This is a genomic window from Flavobacterium tistrianum (assembly GCF_003254545.1).
Lineage (GTDB): Bacteria > Bacteroidota > Bacteroidia > Flavobacteriales > Flavobacteriaceae > Flavobacterium > Flavobacterium tistrianum.
Genome location: NZ_QJRH01000066.1, coordinates 198621 through 220182, shown reverse-complemented (window position 1 = coordinate 220182; position 21562 = coordinate 198621). Strand labels below are relative to the sequence as shown.

The following is a 21562-nucleotide window of genomic DNA, read 5'->3' as shown; positions in this document are numbered from 1 at the left end:
TTGGGGTTTAAACTTCTTCTGATTTCTTCCCAAAATCTTTTGGGAAAGTTAAAAAACGTGATAAAATAAGACCTGGAATTGTAGCTATTAAAACCCATATAAAGAAGTTTCCATAGCCTAAATATTGTTGTATATAACCGCTTAACATTCCTGGCAGCATCATTCCCATTGCCATAAATCCTGTTGCCAATGCATAATGTGCCGTTTTTGATTCTCCTTCGGCAACATGAATTAAATACATCATAAATGCCGTAAAACCAAAACCATAACCAAATTGTTCTAAAATAACGACGATATAAATGTAATAAATTGATGTTGGGTGGAAAAATGCTAAAAGAATAAAACCAATAATTGGTAAGTGCATCGCTAAAAACATTGGAAACATCCATTTAGTAAGGCCATGTCTGGAAATGGCAATTCCGCCCAGAATTCCTCCTAAAGTCAATGCGGCAACTCCAAATGTTCCGTAAATAATTCCAACAGCTTCGGTGTCTAATCCCATTCCTCCAAGTTCTTTAGAATCTAGTAAAAAAGGACTTAACATTTTTAGCAATTGCGATTCTCCTAATCTGAAAACTAAAACAAAGGCAAGAATTAATCCGATTTGTTTTTTCTTGAAGAAACTGATAAATATCGTTCCAAAGTTTTGATGCGATGTTTCTTTATTACTCTCTACAACATTGATTTCATTTTTTGGCGTAAAAATGAAATTGTAAGCGGTAATAAATGTCATTAATAAACCAACGCAAATCATGGTATACGACCAAGCTTTTGTATTGTCGCCAAATTTATGTTCTAAGTATCCAGCAAATAGCACCACTAATCCGTTTCCGGCAAGCATAGAAAGTCTGTAGAAAGTACTTCTGATTCCGATAAAGAAAGACTGTTTGTCTTCTGGTAAAACCAATAAATAAAAGCCGTCAGTAGCAATATCATTAGAGGCAGAAGCAAAAGCGGCAACCCAAAATATGGCTAAAGACATGATAAAAAATCCGTTTGTTGGAATGACAAATCCGACCAGCAAAAAGGAAATAGAGATTATTAACTGCATCAATAAAAACCATTTTCTTTTGGTTCCGATCAATTCAATAAGCGGACTCCAAAGTGGTTTTACTACCCAAGGGAGATATAATAAACTGGTGTAGACTCCAATGTCTTCATTGGAAATTCCTAGGTTTTTGTACATAATTACCGAAACCGAAATTATGATGGCATACGGTAATCCAGATGCGAAATTAAGAAGCGGAATCCAGAACCAAGGTTTATTATCTGTTTTCATTAGGTTGATTTGGTGTATAGTTTTTATAAGGTTTTTTTAGGTCAATAGCAGTTGGAGTACTTTCATTAGCATAATAATCAATAAAAGTTACAGCGCAGGCTTTGTAAAGATTCAGTTTTCCGGCCGCAATCGCAAAATTGATTTTTCCGTCAACTTCTTTTACAGTTACTTTTTCAATGATTTTTGTAGCATCATTAATATCGATTTTAGAAATATGGTCGCCTCCGTAAACCACCATATAGCGAACTTTTGTATTAAGCGGACTTTGGAATGTAAAGTTATATTTAATGCTGTCTTTGATGTACTCCAAAACTTTTGGAGTATCGATAATAACATGTTTTAAATTCGGAACTGCTGCAGGAAGCGCAGGATATTTATATTGATTTTCTTCTAAATGACGAACTACATCGAAGTTTTTACCCATAAACCATTTGGAACTGAAATAAGCACTTCCAGAAACATTTTTAAAGGTTCTAAGAAGATCAATCTGATTTGGAATTTCGGTCATATAATTCCAATTTTTATCGCCGTCGGCTCTAATTTTATAGGTAGCATGCCCGATATAAATAGCAGTATTAGGATTAGCATTTTCAGACCACCATTTTACCAATTTAGAATAAGAAGCTCTGGTATTGTTCATACTCCAATAGAGTTGTGGCAGAATATAGTCGATCCATTTTTGATCCATCCAAAGCATTGGATCTGCATACAAATCGTCGTAATTTGATGTAGATTGTGTTTCAGAACCTCTTGGATCTTGATATTTGTTTCGCCAAACCCCAAACGGACTAATTCCGAATTGAACCCAAGGTTTACTTTCTTTAATAGTTGCTGAAATGGCGTGAACAAAATTGCTCACATTCGCACGGCGCCAATCTGAACGGCTTAAACCTGCGCCATATTTCTGGTAAGAAGCATTGTCGTTAAATACTTTTCCTGGAACAGCGTAAGGATAAAAATAGTCATCAAAATGAATGGCATCGATATCATATTTGTCAACGACTTCTTTTACCACTTTTGTTAAATGCGCCTGAACTTCTGGCAATGCAGGATCATAATAGTATTTTCCGCCGTATTCAATCATCCATTCTGGATGTTTAAAAAGATCATGGCCAGGGCTTAAAAGATTTTTATTTAAATCGAAAGTGGCACGGTATGGATTTAACCAAGCGTGAAATTCAAATCCGCGGTTGTGAGCTTGTTCGATCATCCAAGCCAAAGTATCGTAGTATGGATTTGGAGCCAAACCTTCTTTTCCTGTTAAAAATCGCGACCAAGGCGCAAATTCTGAAGGATAAATGGCGTCGCCGACACTTCTAATCTGAACAATTACGGCGTTATAATTTAGTTTTTTGTAAGCTTCTAAAATTTCAAGATAATCAGCTTTTTCTTTTTCTACGTTGTCTGTCGCTTTTTGTGGCCAGTCAATGTTTACTACAGTTGCAATCCAGACTCCTCTAAATTCATTTTTAGGATACATTGTTTTTTCCTGTGAAATAGATTTCCATCCAAAGAAAAGTAAAAATAGGAGAGAGTATAGTAAGTGCTGATTTTTATGCATTTCAAATGTTTATTTTAACAAAAACCAAAAATAGTTTTTTTCCGCCACGAATTCACGAATTATTTTTTTTTAATGATTGCGTGTTTTCTGCCACGAATTGCTTCGCCTGTTCGCTGTCTCTTGAGTCACGAATTTTTATTTTACGCAAAGTATTTAAAAAATAATTCGTGAATTCGTGGCTATCTTTTTTAATCAGGAAACGAAATCTTTCCCATGGTTACCGATGGAATTCCTTTTTGTGAGCCAAAATTGTAATTGCCACCTGCAACAGTTTCATTAGCCAAAACGGCAAATAAAACCGCTTCTTTTGCATCGCCTGAAATTCCGAGAATGTCGCTTTTTTCAAATTTACAAGATAATAATTCCTGTAACCAGCTCACCAATAACGGATTTCTAGCGCCACCGCCAGACATATAAACTGTAAACTCTTCGATTGGTGTTTTAGTATTTTCTACAACAAACAAAACCGCTTCGGCAATCGTTTCTGCGCTCAGACGTGTTAAAGTTGCCAGCAAATCTGATGCCGAAATATTCTGTAAACCTAATTTTACCAAAGCAGAATTGACAAAGTCATGGTTAAATAATTCCTGACCAATCGTTTTTGGAAAACTTTTCTGGAAGAAAGCATCACATTTTAATTCGCTTAAAAGTTCTTGATTTACAGTGCCTTTTTTAGCGATTTCAGCATCTTTATCAAAGCTTTTTCCAGGGAAAAATTGTTTGGTGAAAATATCGATTAAAGTATTTGCTGTTCCCGTATCGGTTACAAAAACTTCTTCGGCATTTTGTGAAGCTGGCAAATAGGTAAAATTTGCGATTCCGCCCATGTTGAGCATAATTCGGTTTTCGCCTTTTTTGCTGAATAACAAATAATCACCATAAACCGCCAAAGGCGCACCTTCGCCACCTGCAGCAACATGTTTTTGTCTAAAATCTGAAAGTGTAATAATTTCCGTTTTTACCGCAATATGATCGCCGTCGCCAATCTGTAAAGTCGCATTTGGAAATTTTTCCTGCTGATGCAAAAACTTTGGCGCGTGCAGAACCGTTTGTCCGTGCGAAGCAATCAAATCGACTTCGTTTGCGGGAATATTCCATTTTGAAAGACAATCGTTTATCATTCCAGCATGCAAATCTGCAATCCATTCGTTTAGCAAAACCAAATGCTGAAAATCGATTGTTTTCTGTGCAAATACTTTTCTGATTTCGGTTTTAATATCGTCGTTGTAATCAACGGTTTCAAATTGCTGGATTTTGACAATCGTATTTCCGCCTTCGCCCGAAACTTCGCAAAGAGCAATATCGAGTCCGTCAAGCGAAGTTCCAGACATTAAACCTAATATTTTTCTGGTCTCTTTTTGAGCAATTTCGTAGAGAGCTTTTATGTTTTTATTCATTTAAAATGAGGTTTTCTGTTTTATAATAATCACGTAAAAATACTTAGTTAATTATTTCCGCTAATTGATATTTTTGATAATAATTGATTTGAATTTTATCGAGTAAGGATTTCCGTAAAATTACCTTACAATGAAAATTTACTTTTGATCTTAATATAACCAAAAATAAAAAAAAATGTCTAAAATGTTTTTCAACAGGTTACATCTTAATATTAATGATAACCGACCAAAGAAGCCGTTCATAATCGATGGAATAAAAAGTGTAGCCTCTGAAGGATTTAATAATTATTCGTATAAAATAGTTGAAGTAGAGGTCAAAGGTTCTTATATTAAAGGATATCTTGTAAAATACGATCCTTATGGAAGAGGTGAAGTTGTGGATGAATCGACAGGTACTGTAAAAAAAGGAGGGATGGTTAATAATATAGTAGCAAAATCTCTTTTTTTAGTCAATATAGATGAAATGATCATTGCTTTTGAAGAAGTTAAAAATGTTATTTCCAAAACAATGTTTGTAAGAATTTTTACAAATCTTTTTAAGAATAATCACAAAGGTCAGAATTTTGAATTTTTTATTTCTAGCATTAGTGAAAAATACTCTTTTATTGAGAAGGCAAAAAAACTAACAAACATTAAACGCGTATCAATAAGATTAGTACCCTCAAATCCTAATAATGCAGATTTATGGAGAGCTACTGATGAAAGAATGCGAGATAATGGAATAACAAAATATAGAGAAATTCAGGAATCTTCAAGTGATGCAGGGATTTTACTTGATAATGAGACTATTGCGAAAATGGCAATGTCTGAAGATGGATATGGTTTTGCAGAGGCAACGGGTTATGACCAACAAGGGGATCCCATAACAATTAGCACCGCAAAAAAGAGCCAAGAAGTTACTCACACTTTGCCTTATTCTATTGAAAAAAGTGGAATTGATAATATTATAAATTATTTATCTAGTACATTTGATAAAATTAAGAAAAGAACAAATCATCAAGAATGAAAAGGCGTATAAAGTCAATAATATTATGTTGGGATTTTGGGTTAACATTTTTGGTAACTCTATTGACTTTTTTTATCCTTCCAGATTTTATAATTATGAAATTTACGCTGTCATTTTATAATGTAGCAATGACAGTTTTATCAATAATTTTTTCATTGTTTTTTACTGCAATGGCAATTATTATGTCTTCCTCAGATAATGATTTTATTGAATTTCTAGAGGAACGTAATACATTTACAGAGCTATTATGGTCTTTTAAATTTACTCTATTAGTACTCTTTGTTAGTTTAATTTTATCAATTTTGATGTATTGTACTACCTCATATTGGTTGGAAACCTACGAAGAGGCTAATTGTATTTGGTGGCAAAGTAAAATATTTCTTCTTGTGTTAGAATTTTTATTTCTATATGGAATGTTTGCGACATGGATGTGTATTATTGATACTGTTAAATTTTCAAAATTTCGTTCTAAATATTTGGCGGAGAAAAATAAAAAAAATGATTAAAATAGAAATTTAACTAATGAAATAAAATTATTTTTCAATCATGAAATTTAATAGAATAAAAACATATCATCTTGTTTTTTTACTTGGTTTTGTTATATTAATAATTCCTCCCCTTTTGCTTAAACCTGCATTTTTTGACTTTTTTGCTCTTATTGAAAAAGATCAATTAGGAAGTACGTTTGATGGAATTACAGCACCATTTATTAACGCAATTGCGGCAATTTTGGTTTTCATTGCTTTTAAAGAACAGGTTAATGCAAATAATTTACTAAAAGAACAGCAATATTTTCAGCATATTCAAGAACAAATTTATAGACTAGAAGATAATTTTATAGATCTCGATGAAGTAATTAAGGAAATAAAAAAGAACATTAACGGATCTATTAATATTCATACTACGCGAATTGGAGAAGCTAAGCCACTTGTTTATAATATAAATAGTGATGCCCTAAATAAGATTATTTATTCAACTGTTATATTTGAACAAACTATTGATTTGATCAATCAGTTAGATAATAATAAAGAGTTTATGAAGAAGAAAATTAGAACTTTATACGTAATTATGTATGAAGATAATTATATGAAATTGGATGTTATATTAAAAAAAATTATTGGTAAAAATAACTCAGAATTGTATGTTGCTGAAGCTCTACTTGGTATAGAAAAATTGCAAAAAATAAAAAAAATCGATGCTCGTTAAATGAAAGAAGCCCTCTAGGACGGATTTTCAATCCTTGCCCGCATAGATTGGGCTGAATTAAGTTTTAAAAAAACATATACTTTGTGGACACGGATTGCAAATTCGCGCTATCTGTTTCAATAAAATAAAAAACCTCGACTTAAAAAATCGAGGTTTTTCATTTTTAAACTTTTACTCCAACTCCAAATAAGGATTTAAAGTTTCTGCTAATTCATTGAGCCAGTAAAAACTGTCTCTTAATTTGATGATTTCGCTTTGAAATGTTTCATGTTCGCTCAAAACACATAAAGCGAGCGTAAAATTTACTTGCCTTAATGTTTTAGCCATTTCTACAGGATCGATTCTGTCGTTGAAAAAATTCAAAAGCTTGATTTCGGTTTCCTTGGAAAAAGTGTTGTTAATCATATTCCTAAATTTGAGAATAATAATCCTAGGAAGTGGAATTGTTTACTCATTTCACTTCTTTGGATAAGTTTATATTAGTTTATTCTTTGTGTTTAGGACTGTAAAGATATCAAAAAAATATTTTAAAGTAGGAAAAAGATTATTTCTTGTATAGAAAAAACAATACTATTGCTGTAGTATATTTTCTCTAATTGGTAAATATAAAACGATATTTTGAAAAATGATAAATTCGACTAAATTTCCACACAGTATGTCATTTCGACGAAGGAGAAATCTTCGCAAGAAACTCGATAAAGATTGGCTTTTCGTTGCGGAGTTACGTGCGAAGATTTCTCCTTCGTCGAAATGACAAAATTTGAGGGAATTCGTTGTGTCAATTTTTAGGTTTCATAAGCCTTCGACTCCGCTCAGGATGACAATCGTTTTTTATGTTTTTATGAGCCTTTTCGATGGATATAAGATCGCTCAAGATGACAATTTATTTAGAGAGAAAACCTTTGTCACTTTGCAACTTTGAGCCTTTGTACCTTACTTAAGCACAAACTCATTTTCTTTCAACTTCTTCAAAACAGCAGCAATAATTTTAGAACGGCATTCAGAATTTTGAATCGTTGATGCGGTTTTAACCCAATAACGAATATTGAGCTGAATAATACCGCCCGCAATAACATCGGTAATTACGGCCGCGTTTTCATGGTCTTTTTCGGTTACTTCTTCGCTGTTGCCTAAAACTTCTTTTACGAGTTCGATGGCTCGGGTATAATCAGAACCATATTCTAGTCCGACCGTGAAAGTCTGGAGTAGAAAACCTTCGCTGTTGTAGTTAATTAAAGTGTTTTTTATGAGAAGTGCGTTCGGAATATAAATGATTTTAGAATCGCTTTTTACTTCGGTATCACGCAGGTTGAGGTTGATGACTTCGCCTTTTACGCCATTGCTTTCGATAATATCGCCAATAGAAAATGGACGTTTGAAAGCGAGCAGAATTCCGGCAAGGAAATTTTCACCAATATCTTTAAGCGCAAAACCAATAACAAAAGCTGAGATTCCGGCGCCAGCAAGCATGCTTTGTGCAACGCCGTCAAGACCAATGATTTTAAACATGAAGAGAGCTCCAATAATTATCAGAACCGATTTGATTAAACGGGCAATAAAAGTCGCTAGAAGTCGGTCGTGCATTCTGGCTTTGAGTCGGTTTCCTGCGAAAAGGCCAATTCTCGTTGCGATAAACCATGAAACAAGAATTACGACAACGGCCAGAATAAATTTTGGCGTAAGATCGACAATACTGTAATAATAGCTTTCTAAATGTTTAAAGACGTCCTGAACGAAATTTTCCATGATAATAAGGCGTAAAATGTAAATTCTTAAAATTACGATTTCGATATTGGGAGCGTTTATAGAATTCGGCTTTAATTTTATAAAAATGTGAGGCTGAGGTTTAGATAAATTCCCATTTTGTACATTTTAAACTGCTATATCTTTATATTTGTTGTCTCAATTTTTGAGGAATTATTTTAAAGAAAAAGCACCATTTAACATGTTGACCCAATCTCATTTAGAGCAATTAGCCAGCGAACTCGAAGGCACACTTTTATACGATGGTCTTCATAAAACACTTTATTCGACAGATGCATCGGTGTATCGGATTCGTCCAAATGCGGTGGCTTTGCCTAAATCTACAGCAGATATCAGCAGGTTAATTCGTTTTGCGGCAGAACATAATATTTCGGTTACGCCAAGAACTGCAGGAACTTCACTTGCAGGACAAGCAGTTGGTGACGGACTTGTAGTGGATGTTTCGAAGCATTTCACGAAAATATTAGGTTATAATGCCGAGAAAAAAATGGTTACGGTTCAGCCTGGCGTTATTCGCGATGAATTGAATTTATATTTAAAACCTCACGGTGTATTTTTTGCACCAATTACATCAACTTCAAACCGCGCGATGATTGGCGGAATGGTGGGAAATAATTCGTCTGGAACAACTTCGATTCGTTATGGCGTTACGCGCGATAAAATTGCTGAGGTAAAAGCGATTTTGAGCGACGGAACTGAAGTGGCTTTTGGCGAATTGACTTCGGCAGAGTTTGTCGAGAAAACTAAAGGCGATTCTTTAGAAAATAAAATCTATAAAAGTGTTTACGACGAACTTTCGGTTAAGGAAAATCAGGAAGAAATTATAAAAGAGTTTCCAAAGCCAGAAATTCACAGAAGAAATACGGGTTACGCTGTAGATATCCTGCTAAAATCAGAATTGTTTGGCGGAACTGAACCTACAATCAATTTAGGAAAATTACTTTGCGGAAGCGAAGGAACTTTAGCTTTTACAACTGAAGTAACTCTAAAAGTTGACGATTTGCCGCCACCTCACAGCATTATGGTTGTGGCGCATTATCATACAATTCAGGAATCTTTAGAATCGGTTGTTGTGGCGATGAAACATCATTTGTACACTTGCGAAATGATTGACGACACGATTTTGGATTGTACCAAAACCAATCGAGAACATATTAAAAACCGATTCTTTTTGGTTGGTGAACCCAAAGCGATTATGCTTTTTGAAGTCGCTTCGCATACTTTAGAAGATGCCGAAAATCAAGCAAACGCTTTAATTGCCGATTTAGGAAAACACAATTTTGGTTATGCCAGCGTTAAATTATTTGGACCAGATATTGACAAAGCTAACGAACTTAGAAAAGCAGGATTAGGTCTTTTAGGAAGTATTGTAGGCGATGACAAAGCTGCCGATTCTATTGAAGATACAGCAGTAGAATTAAATGATTTGCCTGCTTATATTGCAGAATTTTCTGCGATGATGTTGCGCCACGGACAAGAAGCGATTTATTATGCGCATGCAGGTGCGGGAGAATTGCACCTTCGCCCTGTTTTGAATTTGAAGAAAACATCAGACTTAAAATTATTCAGAACCATTGCGACCGAAGTGGCGCATTTGGTAAAGAAATACAGAGGTTCATTGAGCGGTGAACACGGCGACGGAATTGTGCGCGGAGAGTTTATTCCGTTTATGATTGGTGATAAAAACTACGAATTGCTGAAAAGATTAAAATTGGCATTTGACCCGAATTCGGTTTTAAATATCGGGAAGATTGTCAATGCCTTGAAAATGGACGAAAATCATCGTGTAGTTTCGGGAAGAGTAGAACCAGATATTAAAACATTTCAGGATTTCTCAGATAGTTTAGGAATTTTGCGTGCAGCTGAAAAATGCAACGGTTCTGGCGATTGCCGAAAAATGCCATCAGCTGGAGGAGCAATGTGTCCGAGTTATCGTGCGACACGAAATGAAAAAGAAACGACTCGTGCACGTGCAAACGCTTTACGAGAATATTTAACGTATTCTGAAAAAGAAAACAAATTTGACCAGAAAGAATTATACGAAGTTTTTGAGTTGTGCGTGAGTTGTAAAGCCTGCGCGAGCGAATGTCCGAGTAATGTCGACGTCGCAACTTTAAAAGCAGAATTTTTATACCAATATCAAAAAGCAAACGGATTTTCGACTAGAAATAAGATTTTTGCGAATAACGCCAAATTGAATAAAATGGGAAGTAAATTCCCGTCGATTACGAATTTTATTTCGAATCAGTCACTGGTGAAAAAGACAATGGGAATTGCTCCAGAAAGAAAGGTTCCGCTTTTGGCGAAAAAGACTTTCAGAAAATGGTATCAAAACAACAAACCTGCAACATCAGATTTTCCAAATGGAAGATTGTATTTGTTTGTGGATGAATTCACGAATTACTACGACGTCAATATAGGAATTGATGCTTTCGAATTGTTGACTAAATTGGGTTATCAGGTTTTAGTTGTAGATCATGAAGAAAGTGGTAGAACGTATCTTTCAAAAGGATTTTTGGAAGAAGCGAAGAAAATTGCGAATTACAACGTAAATGTTTTTAAAGATTTGGTTTTAGCCAATGCGCCTTTAATCGGAATTGAACCTTCTGCTATCTTAACTTTCAGAGACGAATATCTTCGTTTAGCAGATGACAAAGAAGCGGCAGAAAAATTATCTAGAAATGCATTTACAATCGAAGAATTCTTCAAAAAAGAAATCATCGACGGAAAAATAACATCTGATTCATTCTCAGAAGAAACCAAAGAAATCAAGATTCACGGACATTGTCATCAAAAGTCATTAAGTTCTGTTGAAGCGACTTTCGCCATGCTGAATCTTCCTAAAAATAATACAGTTACAATTTACAATTCGGGCTGTTGCGGAATGGCAGGTTCGTTTGGTTATGAAAAAGAACATTATCAAGTGAGTATGCAAATGGGAGAGGATACGCTTTTCCCGAAGATACGTAACACGGCTGAAAACGTAAAAATCGCTGCTGCAGGAACAAGCTGTCGTCATCAAATTTATGACGGAACAAAACGTGAGGCGCAACATCCAGTTAGTATTTTGAGAAATTGCTTGAAGTAAGATTTTCTAACCGCAAAGAGCGCAAAGATTTTTTGGTTTCCCGCAGATTTGGCAGATTGAGCAGATTTATTTTACGCTCCCGATAGCTATCGGGATTGTTGATTTGAGCTGATTTTGTAGATTTAATTTGAAAAAAATCTGCATTATCTGCTAAATCTGCGAGAGAAAATTTATAGACAAATATTTGAAAAAATAATTCGTGAATTCGTGGCAGAAAAAAAACACCTGTAAAAACAAAATCGTTTTATATATTTGAAATCAGGATAATTTTTGCATTATTTGCAAAATAAAACAAAAAGAATTGAATTAAATTAATTTATAACAGTAAAACATTATATGGCATTTTCAAGTTTATTCCGAAAGAAAACAGTACAGGATATTCTGAAGCAGGTTGCACAGAACGAAACAGACGGTCATAATGCCTTAGGGAAACATTTGACAACTAGGGATTTAACAGCTTTTGGAATAGCGGCGATTGTTGGAGCGGGAATTTTTAGTACCATCGGAAAAGCGAGTGCAGATGGTGGACCAGCTGTAATTTTCTTATTCTTATTTACGGCTTTGGCGTGTAGTTTTGCTGCGTTTGCTTACGCAGAATTTGCTTCAATGGTTCCGGTTTCTGGAAGTGCTTACACCTATTCGTATGTTGCTTTTGGAGAGTTAATCGCCTGGATTATAGGTTGGGCTTTAATCATGGAATATGCCGTTGGAAATATAACCGTCGCCATATCGTGGAGTGATTATTTTACGGGACTTCTCCAGAGCGGCGGGATTCATTTGCCACAATGGATTCAGATGGATTATTTAACTGCTTCAAACGGATTTAAAGATGCTGAAGCTTTAATGCGAGGCGGAAAATCATTCGAAAATTTAAGTGTTGCTTTGCAACAGGCTCATACAGCATGGGCGACAGCACCAACAATAGGATCTTTTCATTTTGTTACTGATATACCAGCTTTATTCATCATTATTTTGATTACGGCTTTGGTGTACAGAGGAATGAAAGAATCTCGTAACGCAAGCAACTTAATGGTTGTCGTAAAACTTTGCGTTGTGCTTTTAGTAATTGCAGTTGGAATATTTTATGTCGATACAGCAAACTGGAGTCCGTTTGCACCAAATGGTGTTAGCGGAGTTTTAAAAGGAGTTTCTGCCGTTTTCTTTGCTTACATTGGTTTTGATGCGATCTCGACAACTGCCGAAGAATGTAAAAATCCGCAAAGAGATTTACCACGCGGTATGATGTGGGCGATTATTATTTGTACGCTTTTATATATTGCCATAGCATTAGTTTTAACCGGAATGGTACAATATCATGAATTGAATGTGGGTGATCCTCTTGCATTTGTTTTCGATAAATTAAACTTAAAATGGATGTCGGGAATTATTGCTGTTAGTGCAGTAGTAGCAATGGCGAGTGTTTTATTGGTTTTTCAAATGGGACAGCCACGTATTTGGATGAGTATGAGCCGTGATGGTTTATTGCCAAAGAAATTCTCAACTGTTCACCCGAAATTCAAAACACCTTCATTTGCAACTATCGTTACAGGATTTGTTGTGGCGATTCCAGCATTATTCTTAAACCTTACAATGGTAACCGATTTATGCAGTATCGGGACTTTATTTGCCTTTGTATTGGTTTGTGCAGGTGTTTTAGTATTGCAGAACAAACCTGAAATTCCAAGAGGAAAATTCAAAACGCCTTATATCAATTCAAAATTTATTTTGCCGGTTTTAATGATTGCTGGATTGTATTATGCTTTTGCATTCAACAATAAGGCGACAATGGCGTTTATCAATAATGATCCACAGATTTACGATGCCACTTCGATTGTTACTTCATTAGATAAATCAGAATCTGAGCAAGTTTTTAAATATTTGGAAAGTATTGAGGTAAACAATAAAACTGCAGAAACTTCAGATTTAGAACATTTATTAGGACAATATCAAGATGACGAAGTAAAATATGCTGAGGTTGTAAAAGGCCTTCCAATTGCTGATTCTGCAAAATATGAATCAGGTTTCAGTTTATTCAAACACAAAATTCCAATGTGGATATTCTTATTCGTTTTGGTTGGATTGGCAGTTTGGGCTTTCAGAAAAAATCTTTCTTTAATTCCGCTTTTAGGATTAATCTGTTGTCTTTATATGATGGCTGAATTAAGCGTATGGAACTGGATTTATTTTACAGTTTGGTTAATAATCGGACTTCTAATTTATTTTGGCTACAGCCGAAAAAACAGTAAACTGAATACGGAAAATATAGGATAAAAGTAAAATTATATATCATAAAAAGCCGTTCTGAGTAGTTCAGAACGGCTTTTTGCATTCTTGATATTTTATAGAAATATTCTTATGTTTTAAAAACGCTTTTCCTTAAGTTTGTTTTCTGTAAAATTTTAAATTTAATTAGTAATACATGGGTTTTATTGATAAAATATTGGGCAAAAAAGAAGCTCCAATACAATCTTATAATGATTTCTGGAATTGGTTTTCAGCAAATGAAAAAGCATTTTTCAAAACCGTTCAAAGCGGAGAAAATATACACAAAGATTTTTTTGATAAACTAGCTCCAAAACTGGATGAAACGCATGAAGGAATTTACTTTCTTACCGGAATGTTCGATGATCAGACAGCCGAATTAGTTTTAACGCCAGACGGAGCAATTAGAAATATTTATGCAATTGAAGAATTAGTTGCTGACGCTCCTAAAATTAACGGCTGGAAATTTACAGCTCTAAAACCAGCTTCGGATATCAATAATATAGGAATTACGTATCAGGATTTTGAATTCAGTAAAGAAAGCCTAAAATTTTATCCTCGCATTCATGAAGGATATCCAGACGAGATAGATTTGGTAATTGTTTATGATCACTTTGTTGAAGAGAAAAAATCCAATATATCTAACGGAGTCTATATTTTTCTGGATAATTATTTAGGTGAACTTCATTCAGTTACTTTAATTGATAATCTTGTAGTTACGGGACCAGATCAAACTTCGGAAGAGTTGATACCAATCGAAAAATTAAAGGACTATTTAATCTGGAGAGAAAAAGAATTTGTTGAGAAATACGAAGGAACTCGACATAATACAGAGAATGATAGTTATGCCAATTTTGAAGGTAAAAAGCAAGATGGTTCAATCGTTTTGGCTCTAATCAATACCACAATTATTGAGTGGGATAAAAAAGCATCTCATCCTTGGGTTTTTATAGTAGGAATTCCTTTTGATGACTGTGATAACGGTGGGTTGCCAGATGAAAAAACATACAAGCTATTAGAGGAAATTGAAGAAGAAATTATCCACAGTCTTCCAGATTCTGAAGGTTATTTAAATGTAGGAAGAGAAACCGCAAACAATAAAAGAGAAATCTTTTTTACTTGCAAAGACTTTAGAAAACCAGCCAAAATAGCTGACGAGCTAATTAAAAAATACAGCGGTGTTTTTGAAATAAGTTACGAAATCTACAAAGATAAATACTGGCAGTCATTTAGACATTTTGAGCCAAGATAAATTACAAAAAGCCGTTCTGGATTATTCAGAACGGCTTTTTATCTCCAAAAAAATCCGCTTTGAGAAAGATCTCTAGCGGATTCAAAACAATCTAAAAAAAATGTGCAAATTTATTTATAGAGTAATGTTTCCTGTTTTAATACGCCAAGCTCAACCATACAAGCTTTCATCATTTCGTAAGTGCGCTGAATATCGTTGTCTAGTCCGATAGAGAAACGAATCAAACCATCTGTTAATCCCATTTCTTTCTGTTCTTCTAAAGGAATTTCACTCGAAGTTGAAGTTCCCGGCGCGCTAAATAATGTTTTATAAAACCCTAAACTTACTGCTAGATATCCTAAGTTTCGTTCTTGCATTAATTCCATTAATTCATTAGCTTTTTCTAAAGAGCCTACGTCAATTGTCAACATTCCGCCAAAACCATATTCAGGATTAATCATTGTTTTGTACAATTCGTGGCTTGGATGACTTTTCAAACCCGGATAAACCGTTTTTAAACCGTCTTTTTCAAACTGATCCGCCAAATAATGCGCATTATGGCTGTGCTGTTTAATTCTGATATGAAGTGTTCGAAGGTTTTTCATCACACTCGCAGAGCGCAAACTATCCATCGTTGGTCCTAAAAGCATACTCGCACCCGAATTGACGTTTTTCAGCGAATTAATAAATTCTTTAGAAGCGCAAGTCACACCGCCAACCGTATCGCTGCTTCCGTTAATGTATTTTGTCAAACTATGAATCACGATATCGGCACCTAATTTTGCAGGAGAAACCGATAATGGCGAAAACGTATTGTCAACAACCAATTTCAAATTATGTCTTTTAGCAATTTTAGCCAAGCCACGAATATCAGCTACTTCCAAAAGCGGATTGCTAACCGTTTCGCAATACAAAACTTTAGTTTTAGGAGTAATTGCCGCTTCAACAACATCCAATTTTGTGATGTCAACAAAGCTTGTTTCAATGCCGAATCTTGGTGTAAAGTTTTTCAAGAAAGCATAAGTTCCTCCATAAATCGTTCGGCTCGAAACGATATGATCACCTGCACCGCATAATTGCAAAAGAGTAGGCGTAATAGCGCCCATTCCCGAAGCCGAAACATTTGCCGTTTCCGTTCCTTCCATCGCTGCCAAAGCCTGATCTAAATATAAGTTACTTGGAGAAGAATGACGAGAATATAAATAACAGCCTTCTACGTTGCCTTCAAAAGTATCAAACATAGTTTTAGCCGAAAGAAAAGTATAAGTCGAAGAATCAGAAATCGACGGATTTACACCGCCAAACTCGCCAAAATATTGCAAATCCTGAATTTTATCTGCTGGGTTGAAGTTTTTCATTTTTATGTCATTGCGAGGAACGAAGCAATCTCATCCTCATAGTTAGTATTAATTTTTTGGAGCTATTTCCTGCTATCCGTTCCAATCTTTTGTGCCGAACCCCGGCACAAAAAGGATTTCCACTTCTATCAGGGCTAGGACACTCATTTTCAAAATAAATTCTAGTCAAAATAATGTCTAATAAGAAAATTAATCAATTATAAAATGAAAAATTAGATTTTAAAACTATAAATATGTTTTTGTAATGATTTTTAATCTAAATTTGATTCTGAAATTGCAATTCAATAGATTTTATTTCTTTTTAATAGTCATCAACCATCAACCAAAAACCATCAACTAAAAATGACTTTAGATGCTACAGATAAAAAACTTCTGGTTTTACTTCAAACCGATAGTAAAAAGACGAATAAAGAATTGTCTTTAAAACTTAATTTATCGGTGACAGCTGTTTACGAGCGAATAAAAAAGCTCGAAAGAGAAGGCATTATAAAAAACTACGCAGCCTTAGTCGATAAATCTAAAATCGAAAAAGGATTTGTAGTTTTCTGCCATTTAAAACTGATTCAACACACCAAAGAATTTCTAACCAAATTTGAAAGTGAAGTCATAAAACTAAATGAAGTTCTAGAATGCCATCACGTAAGTGGCGATTACGATTATATTTTAAAAGTTCTGGTAAAAGATATGGAAGCTTATAGAGAATTTTTAGTAACCAAACTTACTTCGTTGCAACATATTGGAAGTACCCAAAGTATGTTTATGATTAGTGAAGTGAAGAATTCGACGGTGATTTCTTTCTGAGGTGCAGAGGTTCAGAGTAACAAAGGGGCAAAGGTTTTTATTCTCAGTTTATGTCATTTCGACGAAGGAGAAATCCTCGCAAGTAAATCCGTAAAGAGAGGCTCTAATCTTTGTCGAGCTTCTCGCGGAGATTTCTCCTTCGTCGAAATGACAAATAGTGAGTGGTAATCTTTGTCTTAAAAAAAACTTTGCGACTCTGCGACTCTGCGTCTTTGCGAGATTAAAAACAAAACTTAGCGGACCTTATACAATCTTACCAGCTTCAAGATTGAAACAGGCTAATATTTCACACAAAAAACATTGAAAATTAAACCTCAAACAGAACTTTATTGCTTAATTTTGTAACCGCTAAAATAAAAACAAAATACTATGAGTTCATTTGACGTAGTCATTATAGGTTCAGGTCCTGGAGGATATGTATCAGCAATTCGTTGCGCACAATTAGGTTTCAAAACTGCAATTGTAGAAAAATATAATTCATTAGGTGGAACTTGCCTTAACGTAGGTTGTATTCCTTCAAAAGCATTATTATCTTCTTCTCACCATTATTCAGAAATCGCTCATTTTGCAGATCACGGAATCGAAGTTTCTGGTGATGTAAAAATCAATTTAGAGAAAATGATCGCGCGCAAGCAAGCAGTTGTAGATCAAACTGTGGGTGGAATTAACTACCTAATGGATAAAAATAAAATTACTGTTTTCAATGGTTTAGGTTCTTTCGTAGATGCAACTCACATTGCGATTGCAAAAGCTGACGGAACGTCTGAAACTATCGAAGCAAAATATACTGTAATTGCTACAGGATCAAAACCATCTTCTTTACCATTCATCAAAATTGATAAAGAAAGAATTATTACTTCTACTGAAGCTTTAGCTTTAAAAGAAGTTCCAAAACATTTAGTTATCATCGGTGGTGGAGTTATCGGAATCGAGCTTGGACAAGTTTACCTTCGTTTAGGAGCTCAGGTTTCTGTAGTGGAATTCATGGACAGAATCATTCCAGGAATGGACGGAGCGCTTTCTAAAGAATTGACTAAAGTATTGAAAAAACAAGGAATGAAATTCTACGTTTCTCACAAAGTAAAATCAGTTGAAAGAAACGGTGACGCTGTTGTAGTTCAGGCTGAAAATGCAAAAGGAGAAACTATTACTCTTGAAGGAGATTATTCATTAGTTTCTGTTGGTCGTCGTCCTTACACAGACGGATTAAACGCTGACAAAGCTGGAGTGAAAATTTCAGACAGAGGACAAGTTGAAGTAAATGATCATTTACAAACTAATGTTCCAAATATCTATGCAATTGGTGACGTTGTTCGTGGAGCAATGTTAGCGCACAAAGCAGAGGAAGAAGGGGTTATGGTTGCTGAAATTTTAGCAGGTCAAAAACCACATATCGATTACAACTTAATTCCTGGTGTAGTTTACACTTGGCCAGAGGTTGCTGCTGTTGGACAAACAGAAGAGCAATTGAAAGCTGCAGGAGTGAAATACAAATCTGGAAGTTTCCCATTTAAAGCTTTAGGACGTGCAAGAGCAAGTGCTGACTTAGATGGATTTGTAAAAATCTTAGCTGATGAGAAAACAGATGAGGTTTTAGGAGTTCACATGATTGGTGCTCGTACAGCAGATTTAATTGCTGAAGCGGTTACTGCAATGGAATTCAAAGCTTCTGCCGAAGATATTTCAAGAATGAGCCACGCGCACCCAACTTTCGCGGAAGCGGTAAAAGAAGCAGCATTGGCAGCTACTGAAAATAGAGCTCTACACGTATAATTTTTACGTTATATGATATTTGTAAACCGTCTCGTTAAAAAATGAGACGGTTTTTTTATGCTTCACATAATATAATAATCAAAAATAATTTTGTAAATTAGATGGATGTTTCAGTAGCTATCTTTATGAAAATTAAAAAGATAGTGTTATGAAAACTAAATATATCGTTCCAGTTTTAATTGGAGCAGGAATCGGAATCGCTCTGTACTCATGCGGAGGCGGAATTCCAAAAAATGCAAAAGCTGTAACAAACTTTGACAGCGCAAAATACCTCGGAAAATGGTATGAAATTGCCAGATTAGATTATAAATGGGAAAGAGATCTGAACAATGTAACTGCCGAGTATTCTTTAAATGAAGATAAAACAATAAAAGTCGATAATAAGGGCTATAATGTCAAAAAAGACAAATGGGAACAAAGTGTCGGGAAAGCTAGATTTGTCAAAAAAGACAACATTGGTATGCTGAAAGTCTCATTTTTTGGTCCTTTTTATTCTGGTTACAATGTCGTAGCGATCGATTCTGATTATAAATACGCACTTGTAGCCGGAGAAAGCTTAAAATATATGTGGATACTTTCTAGGGAAAAAACAATTCCGGAAAGTGTAAAAGCAGATTTTCTTATCAAAGCTCAGGAAATTGGGTATAATGTAACCGATTTGGTTTGGGTAAAACACGATAAGGTAAATTAAAAAATAAAGTCCGTCAGATAATAACACTGACGGACTTTTTTATTTCGATTTGAAAAATGCTTATGCGGTAAAAACACTTTTATAATTATCCCAGTATCTGTAAATCAAGAATAGGTTTCCTAGAAAAAGAAGAGCTGCAATTGGCAGACCGTCTGGAGTAAGGAAATAATTGATAAACAAAATATTTACCGTAATCGGTAAGATCAAGATGTTTGCTAAAGTTACATAACGCCCAGATACAAATGCAATACCACACAATAACTCGATAGATTTTGCCAGAGGCATTAAATACGTCGAGGCCATTAAACCTACATTAAATGCTTTAAAATTCCCTGTAGTTTCAGGTTCAGGCATTAGGTGGAAAAAATAACTGATAGAGGCAAACAGTAGCAAAAGGCCAATTAAAACGCGGACAATAATTGTGGCAATTTTCATAATACTTAGGATTTTTTAAGGTTAAAAAAATTAATTAAGTTATTGGAAGAAATGCAATCTAAAAGCTCAAAAGAGAATCATAAATTAATTTTTTTTAAGGCTCTTTTTTAAGGATTCTACAATCAAATCAATACCGTTTTTGGATTAATCTAATTGTATATCAAATATAACGAATTTTTTCTTATAAAAAGAATGTCTTTTTAACAGTTTTGTAATGTAATTCAAAACATTTGATTATTTTTCTGTTTTCTTCTAATGAAATAATTTTGTCGTAATTTTGACCTTTAAAATTACCATTTTTGAGAGTTTCCATCCGTAAAAATATTGCCAATCCGAAACTGTTTAAAGAACAGCTTTTAAGTTGGGCGCAACAATTTCGTGAAGTCGTTTTTTTAGACAGTAATTCTTATCCGCAACAATATTCTAGTTTTGACTGCATTTTAGCAGTTGATGCTTTTACTTCTTTAAAAACAGATTATTATAATGCTTTTGAAGATTTAAAACAGTATCAGCAAAATACAAAAGACTGGCTTTTTGGATATCTTTCTTATGATTTAAAGAATGATATCGAAAACCTTCAGTCTAATAATTTTGATGGTTTGAATTTTCCCGATTTGTTTTTCTTTCAGCCTAAAAAAGTTTTTATACTAAAAGGAAATGAACTCGAAATTCAATATTTAATGCTTTGCGATGATGAACTTGATGAGGATTTTGAAGAAATTTTAAAAATTGAGACCGAAACATTTGTCACACTGAGCGGAGTCGAAGTGAAGCAACGCATTTCGAAAGAATTGTATGTTGAAAAAGTGAATCAAATGCTTCATCATATTCATATTGGTGATATGTATGAAGCCAATTTCTGTATGGAGTTTTATGCTGAAAATGCAGTTATAAATCCGTTAGAAAAATTTCAGAAACTGAATGAGATTTCACAAGCGCCATTTTCTGTCTTCTTTAAAAATTACAAACAATATCTGCTTTCTGCTTCACCAGAACGTTATCTGAAAAAAGTAGGGGATAAGATTGTTTCGCAGCCAATCAAAGGAACTTCTAAGCGTTTTACAGATCCAATTGAAGATGAAAAATCAAAAAACATCTTAGCCTCTGATGCCAAAGAACGCGCTGAAAACATCATGATAACCGATTTAGTCCGAAATGATTTGTCGCACACAGCGCAAAAAGGTTCGGTTGAGGTTGAAGAGCTTTGCGGAATTTATTCGTTTTTGCAAGTGCATCAGATGATTTCTACGATTACTTCAAAATTAGAACCTAAATATTCAGTGGTAGATGTCTTGAAAACAACATTTCCGATGGGAAGTATGACTGGCGCGCCAAAGATTTCGGTAATGGAAATCGTCGAAAAAATAGAAGAAACCAAAAGAGGACTATATAGTGGTACGGTTGGGTATTTTACTCCAGAAGGTGATTTTGATTTTAATGTCGTAATTAGAAGTATTTTATATAATCAGGAAAATAAATATGTTTCTTTTTCGGTTGGAAGTGCCATAACATCGCTTTCAATTCCAGAAAAAGAATATGAAGAATGTTTGCTGAAGGCAAAGGCAATGCATGAAGTTTTGCGATAAAAAAATTGCCACGAATTGCGCGAATTATTTTTTCTTCAATTCAAGGTAAAAAAATATTGCCACAGATTAAAGGATTAAAATGGTTAAAAAAATCTGTGTAAATCCTTTTAATCTGTGGCAGAAA

The 21562-nt window shown here is 34.4% G+C and carries 17 protein-coding genes; 10 read left to right on the top strand and 7 right to left on the bottom strand.

What is annotated here, in order from left to right:
• Nucleotides 1–7 precede the first annotated feature (7 nt).
• The 3 genes from DMB71_RS09070 to DMB71_RS09060 form a co-directional block, all read right to left on the bottom strand.
• A complete protein-coding gene (locus tag DMB71_RS09070) occupies nucleotides 8–1279 on the bottom strand; it encodes an MFS transporter (protein ID WP_111365455.1) in 1272 nt (423 codons plus the stop codon).
• Nucleotides 1266–2840, bottom strand: coding sequence for a glycoside hydrolase family 10 protein (locus DMB71_RS09065; protein ID WP_111365453.1), 1575 nt, complete (start codon nucleotides 2838–2840; stop codon nucleotides 1266–1268). Before DMB71_RS09065 ends, DMB71_RS09070 begins: the two co-directional genes overlap by 14 nt.
• A 188-nt stretch (nucleotides 2841–3028) precedes the next feature.
• Nucleotides 3029–4237 (bottom strand): anhydro-N-acetylmuramic acid kinase, encoded by a 1209-nt coding sequence (locus tag DMB71_RS09060; protein ID WP_111365452.1) that lies wholly within the window; start codon nucleotides 4235–4237, stop codon nucleotides 3029–3031.
• A gap of 175 nt (nucleotides 4238–4412) precedes the next feature.
• Between DMB71_RS09060 and DMB71_RS09055 the strand changes: the two genes are divergently transcribed.
• Genes DMB71_RS09055 through DMB71_RS09045 form a run of 3 tightly spaced genes read left to right on the top strand, consistent with a single transcriptional unit; the run spans nucleotide 4413 to nucleotide 6449 of the window.
• Nucleotides 4413–5243, top strand: a complete 831-nt coding sequence (locus tag DMB71_RS09055; RefSeq protein ID WP_111365450.1) for a DUF4747 family protein — start codon at nucleotides 4413–4415, stop codon at nucleotides 5241–5243.
• Nucleotides 5240–5749, top strand: a complete 510-nt coding sequence (locus DMB71_RS09050) for a hypothetical protein (RefSeq protein WP_111365448.1) — start codon at nucleotides 5240–5242, stop codon at nucleotides 5747–5749. The genes DMB71_RS09055 and DMB71_RS09050 overlap by 4 nt, the downstream gene beginning before the upstream one ends.
• Before the next feature lie 40 nt (nucleotides 5750–5789).
• A complete protein-coding gene (locus tag DMB71_RS09045; protein ID WP_111365446.1) occupies nucleotides 5790–6449 on the top strand; it encodes a hypothetical protein in 660 nt (219 codons plus the stop codon).
• A 171-nt stretch (nucleotides 6450–6620) separates the two neighbouring features.
• On the opposite strand, the gene DMB71_RS09040 is transcribed toward DMB71_RS09045, so the two are convergent.
• Entirely contained in the window at nucleotides 6621–6854 is a 234-nt protein-coding gene (locus DMB71_RS09040) for a hypothetical protein (RefSeq protein WP_111365444.1), read from the bottom strand.
• A 528-nt stretch (nucleotides 6855–7382) separates the two neighbouring features.
• Nucleotides 7383–8195: a mechanosensitive ion channel family protein gene (locus DMB71_RS09035; RefSeq protein ID WP_111365442.1), complete on the bottom strand. Its 813-nt coding sequence runs from the start codon at nucleotides 8193–8195 to the stop codon at nucleotides 7383–7385.
• 199 nt (nucleotides 8196–8394) lie between these two features.
• Between DMB71_RS09035 and DMB71_RS09030 the strand changes: the two genes are divergently transcribed.
• From DMB71_RS09030 to DMB71_RS09020, 3 genes are all read left to right on the top strand, one after another.
• Nucleotides 8395–11301, top strand: a complete 2907-nt coding sequence (locus tag DMB71_RS09030; protein WP_111365440.1) for an FAD-binding and (Fe-S)-binding domain-containing protein — start codon at nucleotides 8395–8397, stop codon at nucleotides 11299–11301.
• Between the two features lie 336 nt (nucleotides 11302–11637).
• Nucleotides 11638–13572 carry an amino acid permease gene (locus DMB71_RS09025; protein WP_111365438.1) on the top strand — a complete coding sequence of 645 codons (1935 nt, stop codon included), beginning with the start codon at nucleotides 11638–11640 and terminating at the stop codon, nucleotides 13570–13572.
• A 148-nt stretch (nucleotides 13573–13720) separates the two neighbouring features.
• On the top strand, nucleotides 13721–14815 hold the full coding sequence (locus DMB71_RS09020; protein WP_111365436.1) for a DUF695 domain-containing protein: 1095 nt from the start codon (nucleotides 13721–13723) through the stop codon (nucleotides 14813–14815).
• A gap of 110 nt (nucleotides 14816–14925) precedes the next feature.
• Here the strand turns inward: DMB71_RS09020 and DMB71_RS09015 are convergent, their stop codons facing one another.
• Nucleotides 14926–16152, bottom strand: coding sequence for an aminotransferase class I/II-fold pyridoxal phosphate-dependent enzyme (locus tag DMB71_RS09015; RefSeq protein WP_111365434.1), 1227 nt, complete (start codon nucleotides 16150–16152; stop codon nucleotides 14926–14928).
• Nucleotides 16153–16494: 342 nt separating this feature from the next.
• Between DMB71_RS09015 and DMB71_RS09010 the strand changes: the two genes are divergently transcribed.
• The 3 genes from DMB71_RS09010 to DMB71_RS09000 all read left to right on the top strand — a co-directional run bounded on the left by DMB71_RS09010 (nucleotide 16495) and on the right by DMB71_RS09000 (nucleotide 19417).
• The gene (locus DMB71_RS09010; RefSeq protein ID WP_111365432.1) at nucleotides 16495–16953 is read left to right on the top strand and encodes an Lrp/AsnC family transcriptional regulator; all 459 of its coding nucleotides are present in this window, start codon (nucleotides 16495–16497) and stop codon (nucleotides 16951–16953) included.
• A gap of 369 nt (nucleotides 16954–17322) precedes the next feature.
• Nucleotides 17323–18726: a dihydrolipoyl dehydrogenase gene (lpdA, locus tag DMB71_RS09005; RefSeq protein ID WP_111365430.1), complete on the top strand. Its 1404-nt coding sequence runs from the start codon at nucleotides 17323–17325 to the stop codon at nucleotides 18724–18726.
• A 148-nt stretch (nucleotides 18727–18874) separates the two neighbouring features.
• Nucleotides 18875–19417, top strand: a complete 543-nt coding sequence (locus DMB71_RS09000; RefSeq protein ID WP_111365428.1) for a lipocalin family protein — start codon at nucleotides 18875–18877, stop codon at nucleotides 19415–19417.
• A 60-nt stretch (nucleotides 19418–19477) separates the two neighbouring features.
• Here DMB71_RS09000 and DMB71_RS08995 read toward each other — a convergent pair whose 3' ends face one another.
• Nucleotides 19478–19852 (bottom strand): DoxX family membrane protein, encoded by a 375-nt coding sequence (locus tag DMB71_RS08995; protein WP_111365426.1) that lies wholly within the window; start codon nucleotides 19850–19852, stop codon nucleotides 19478–19480.
• A gap of 299 nt (nucleotides 19853–20151) precedes the next feature.
• Here DMB71_RS08995 and DMB71_RS08990 point away from each other — a divergent pair, with 299 nt between their 5' ends.
• On the top strand, nucleotides 20152–21438 hold the full coding sequence (locus DMB71_RS08990; protein ID WP_111365424.1) for an anthranilate synthase component I family protein: 1287 nt from the start codon (nucleotides 20152–20154) through the stop codon (nucleotides 21436–21438).
• Nucleotides 21439–21562: the final 124 nt, after the last annotated feature.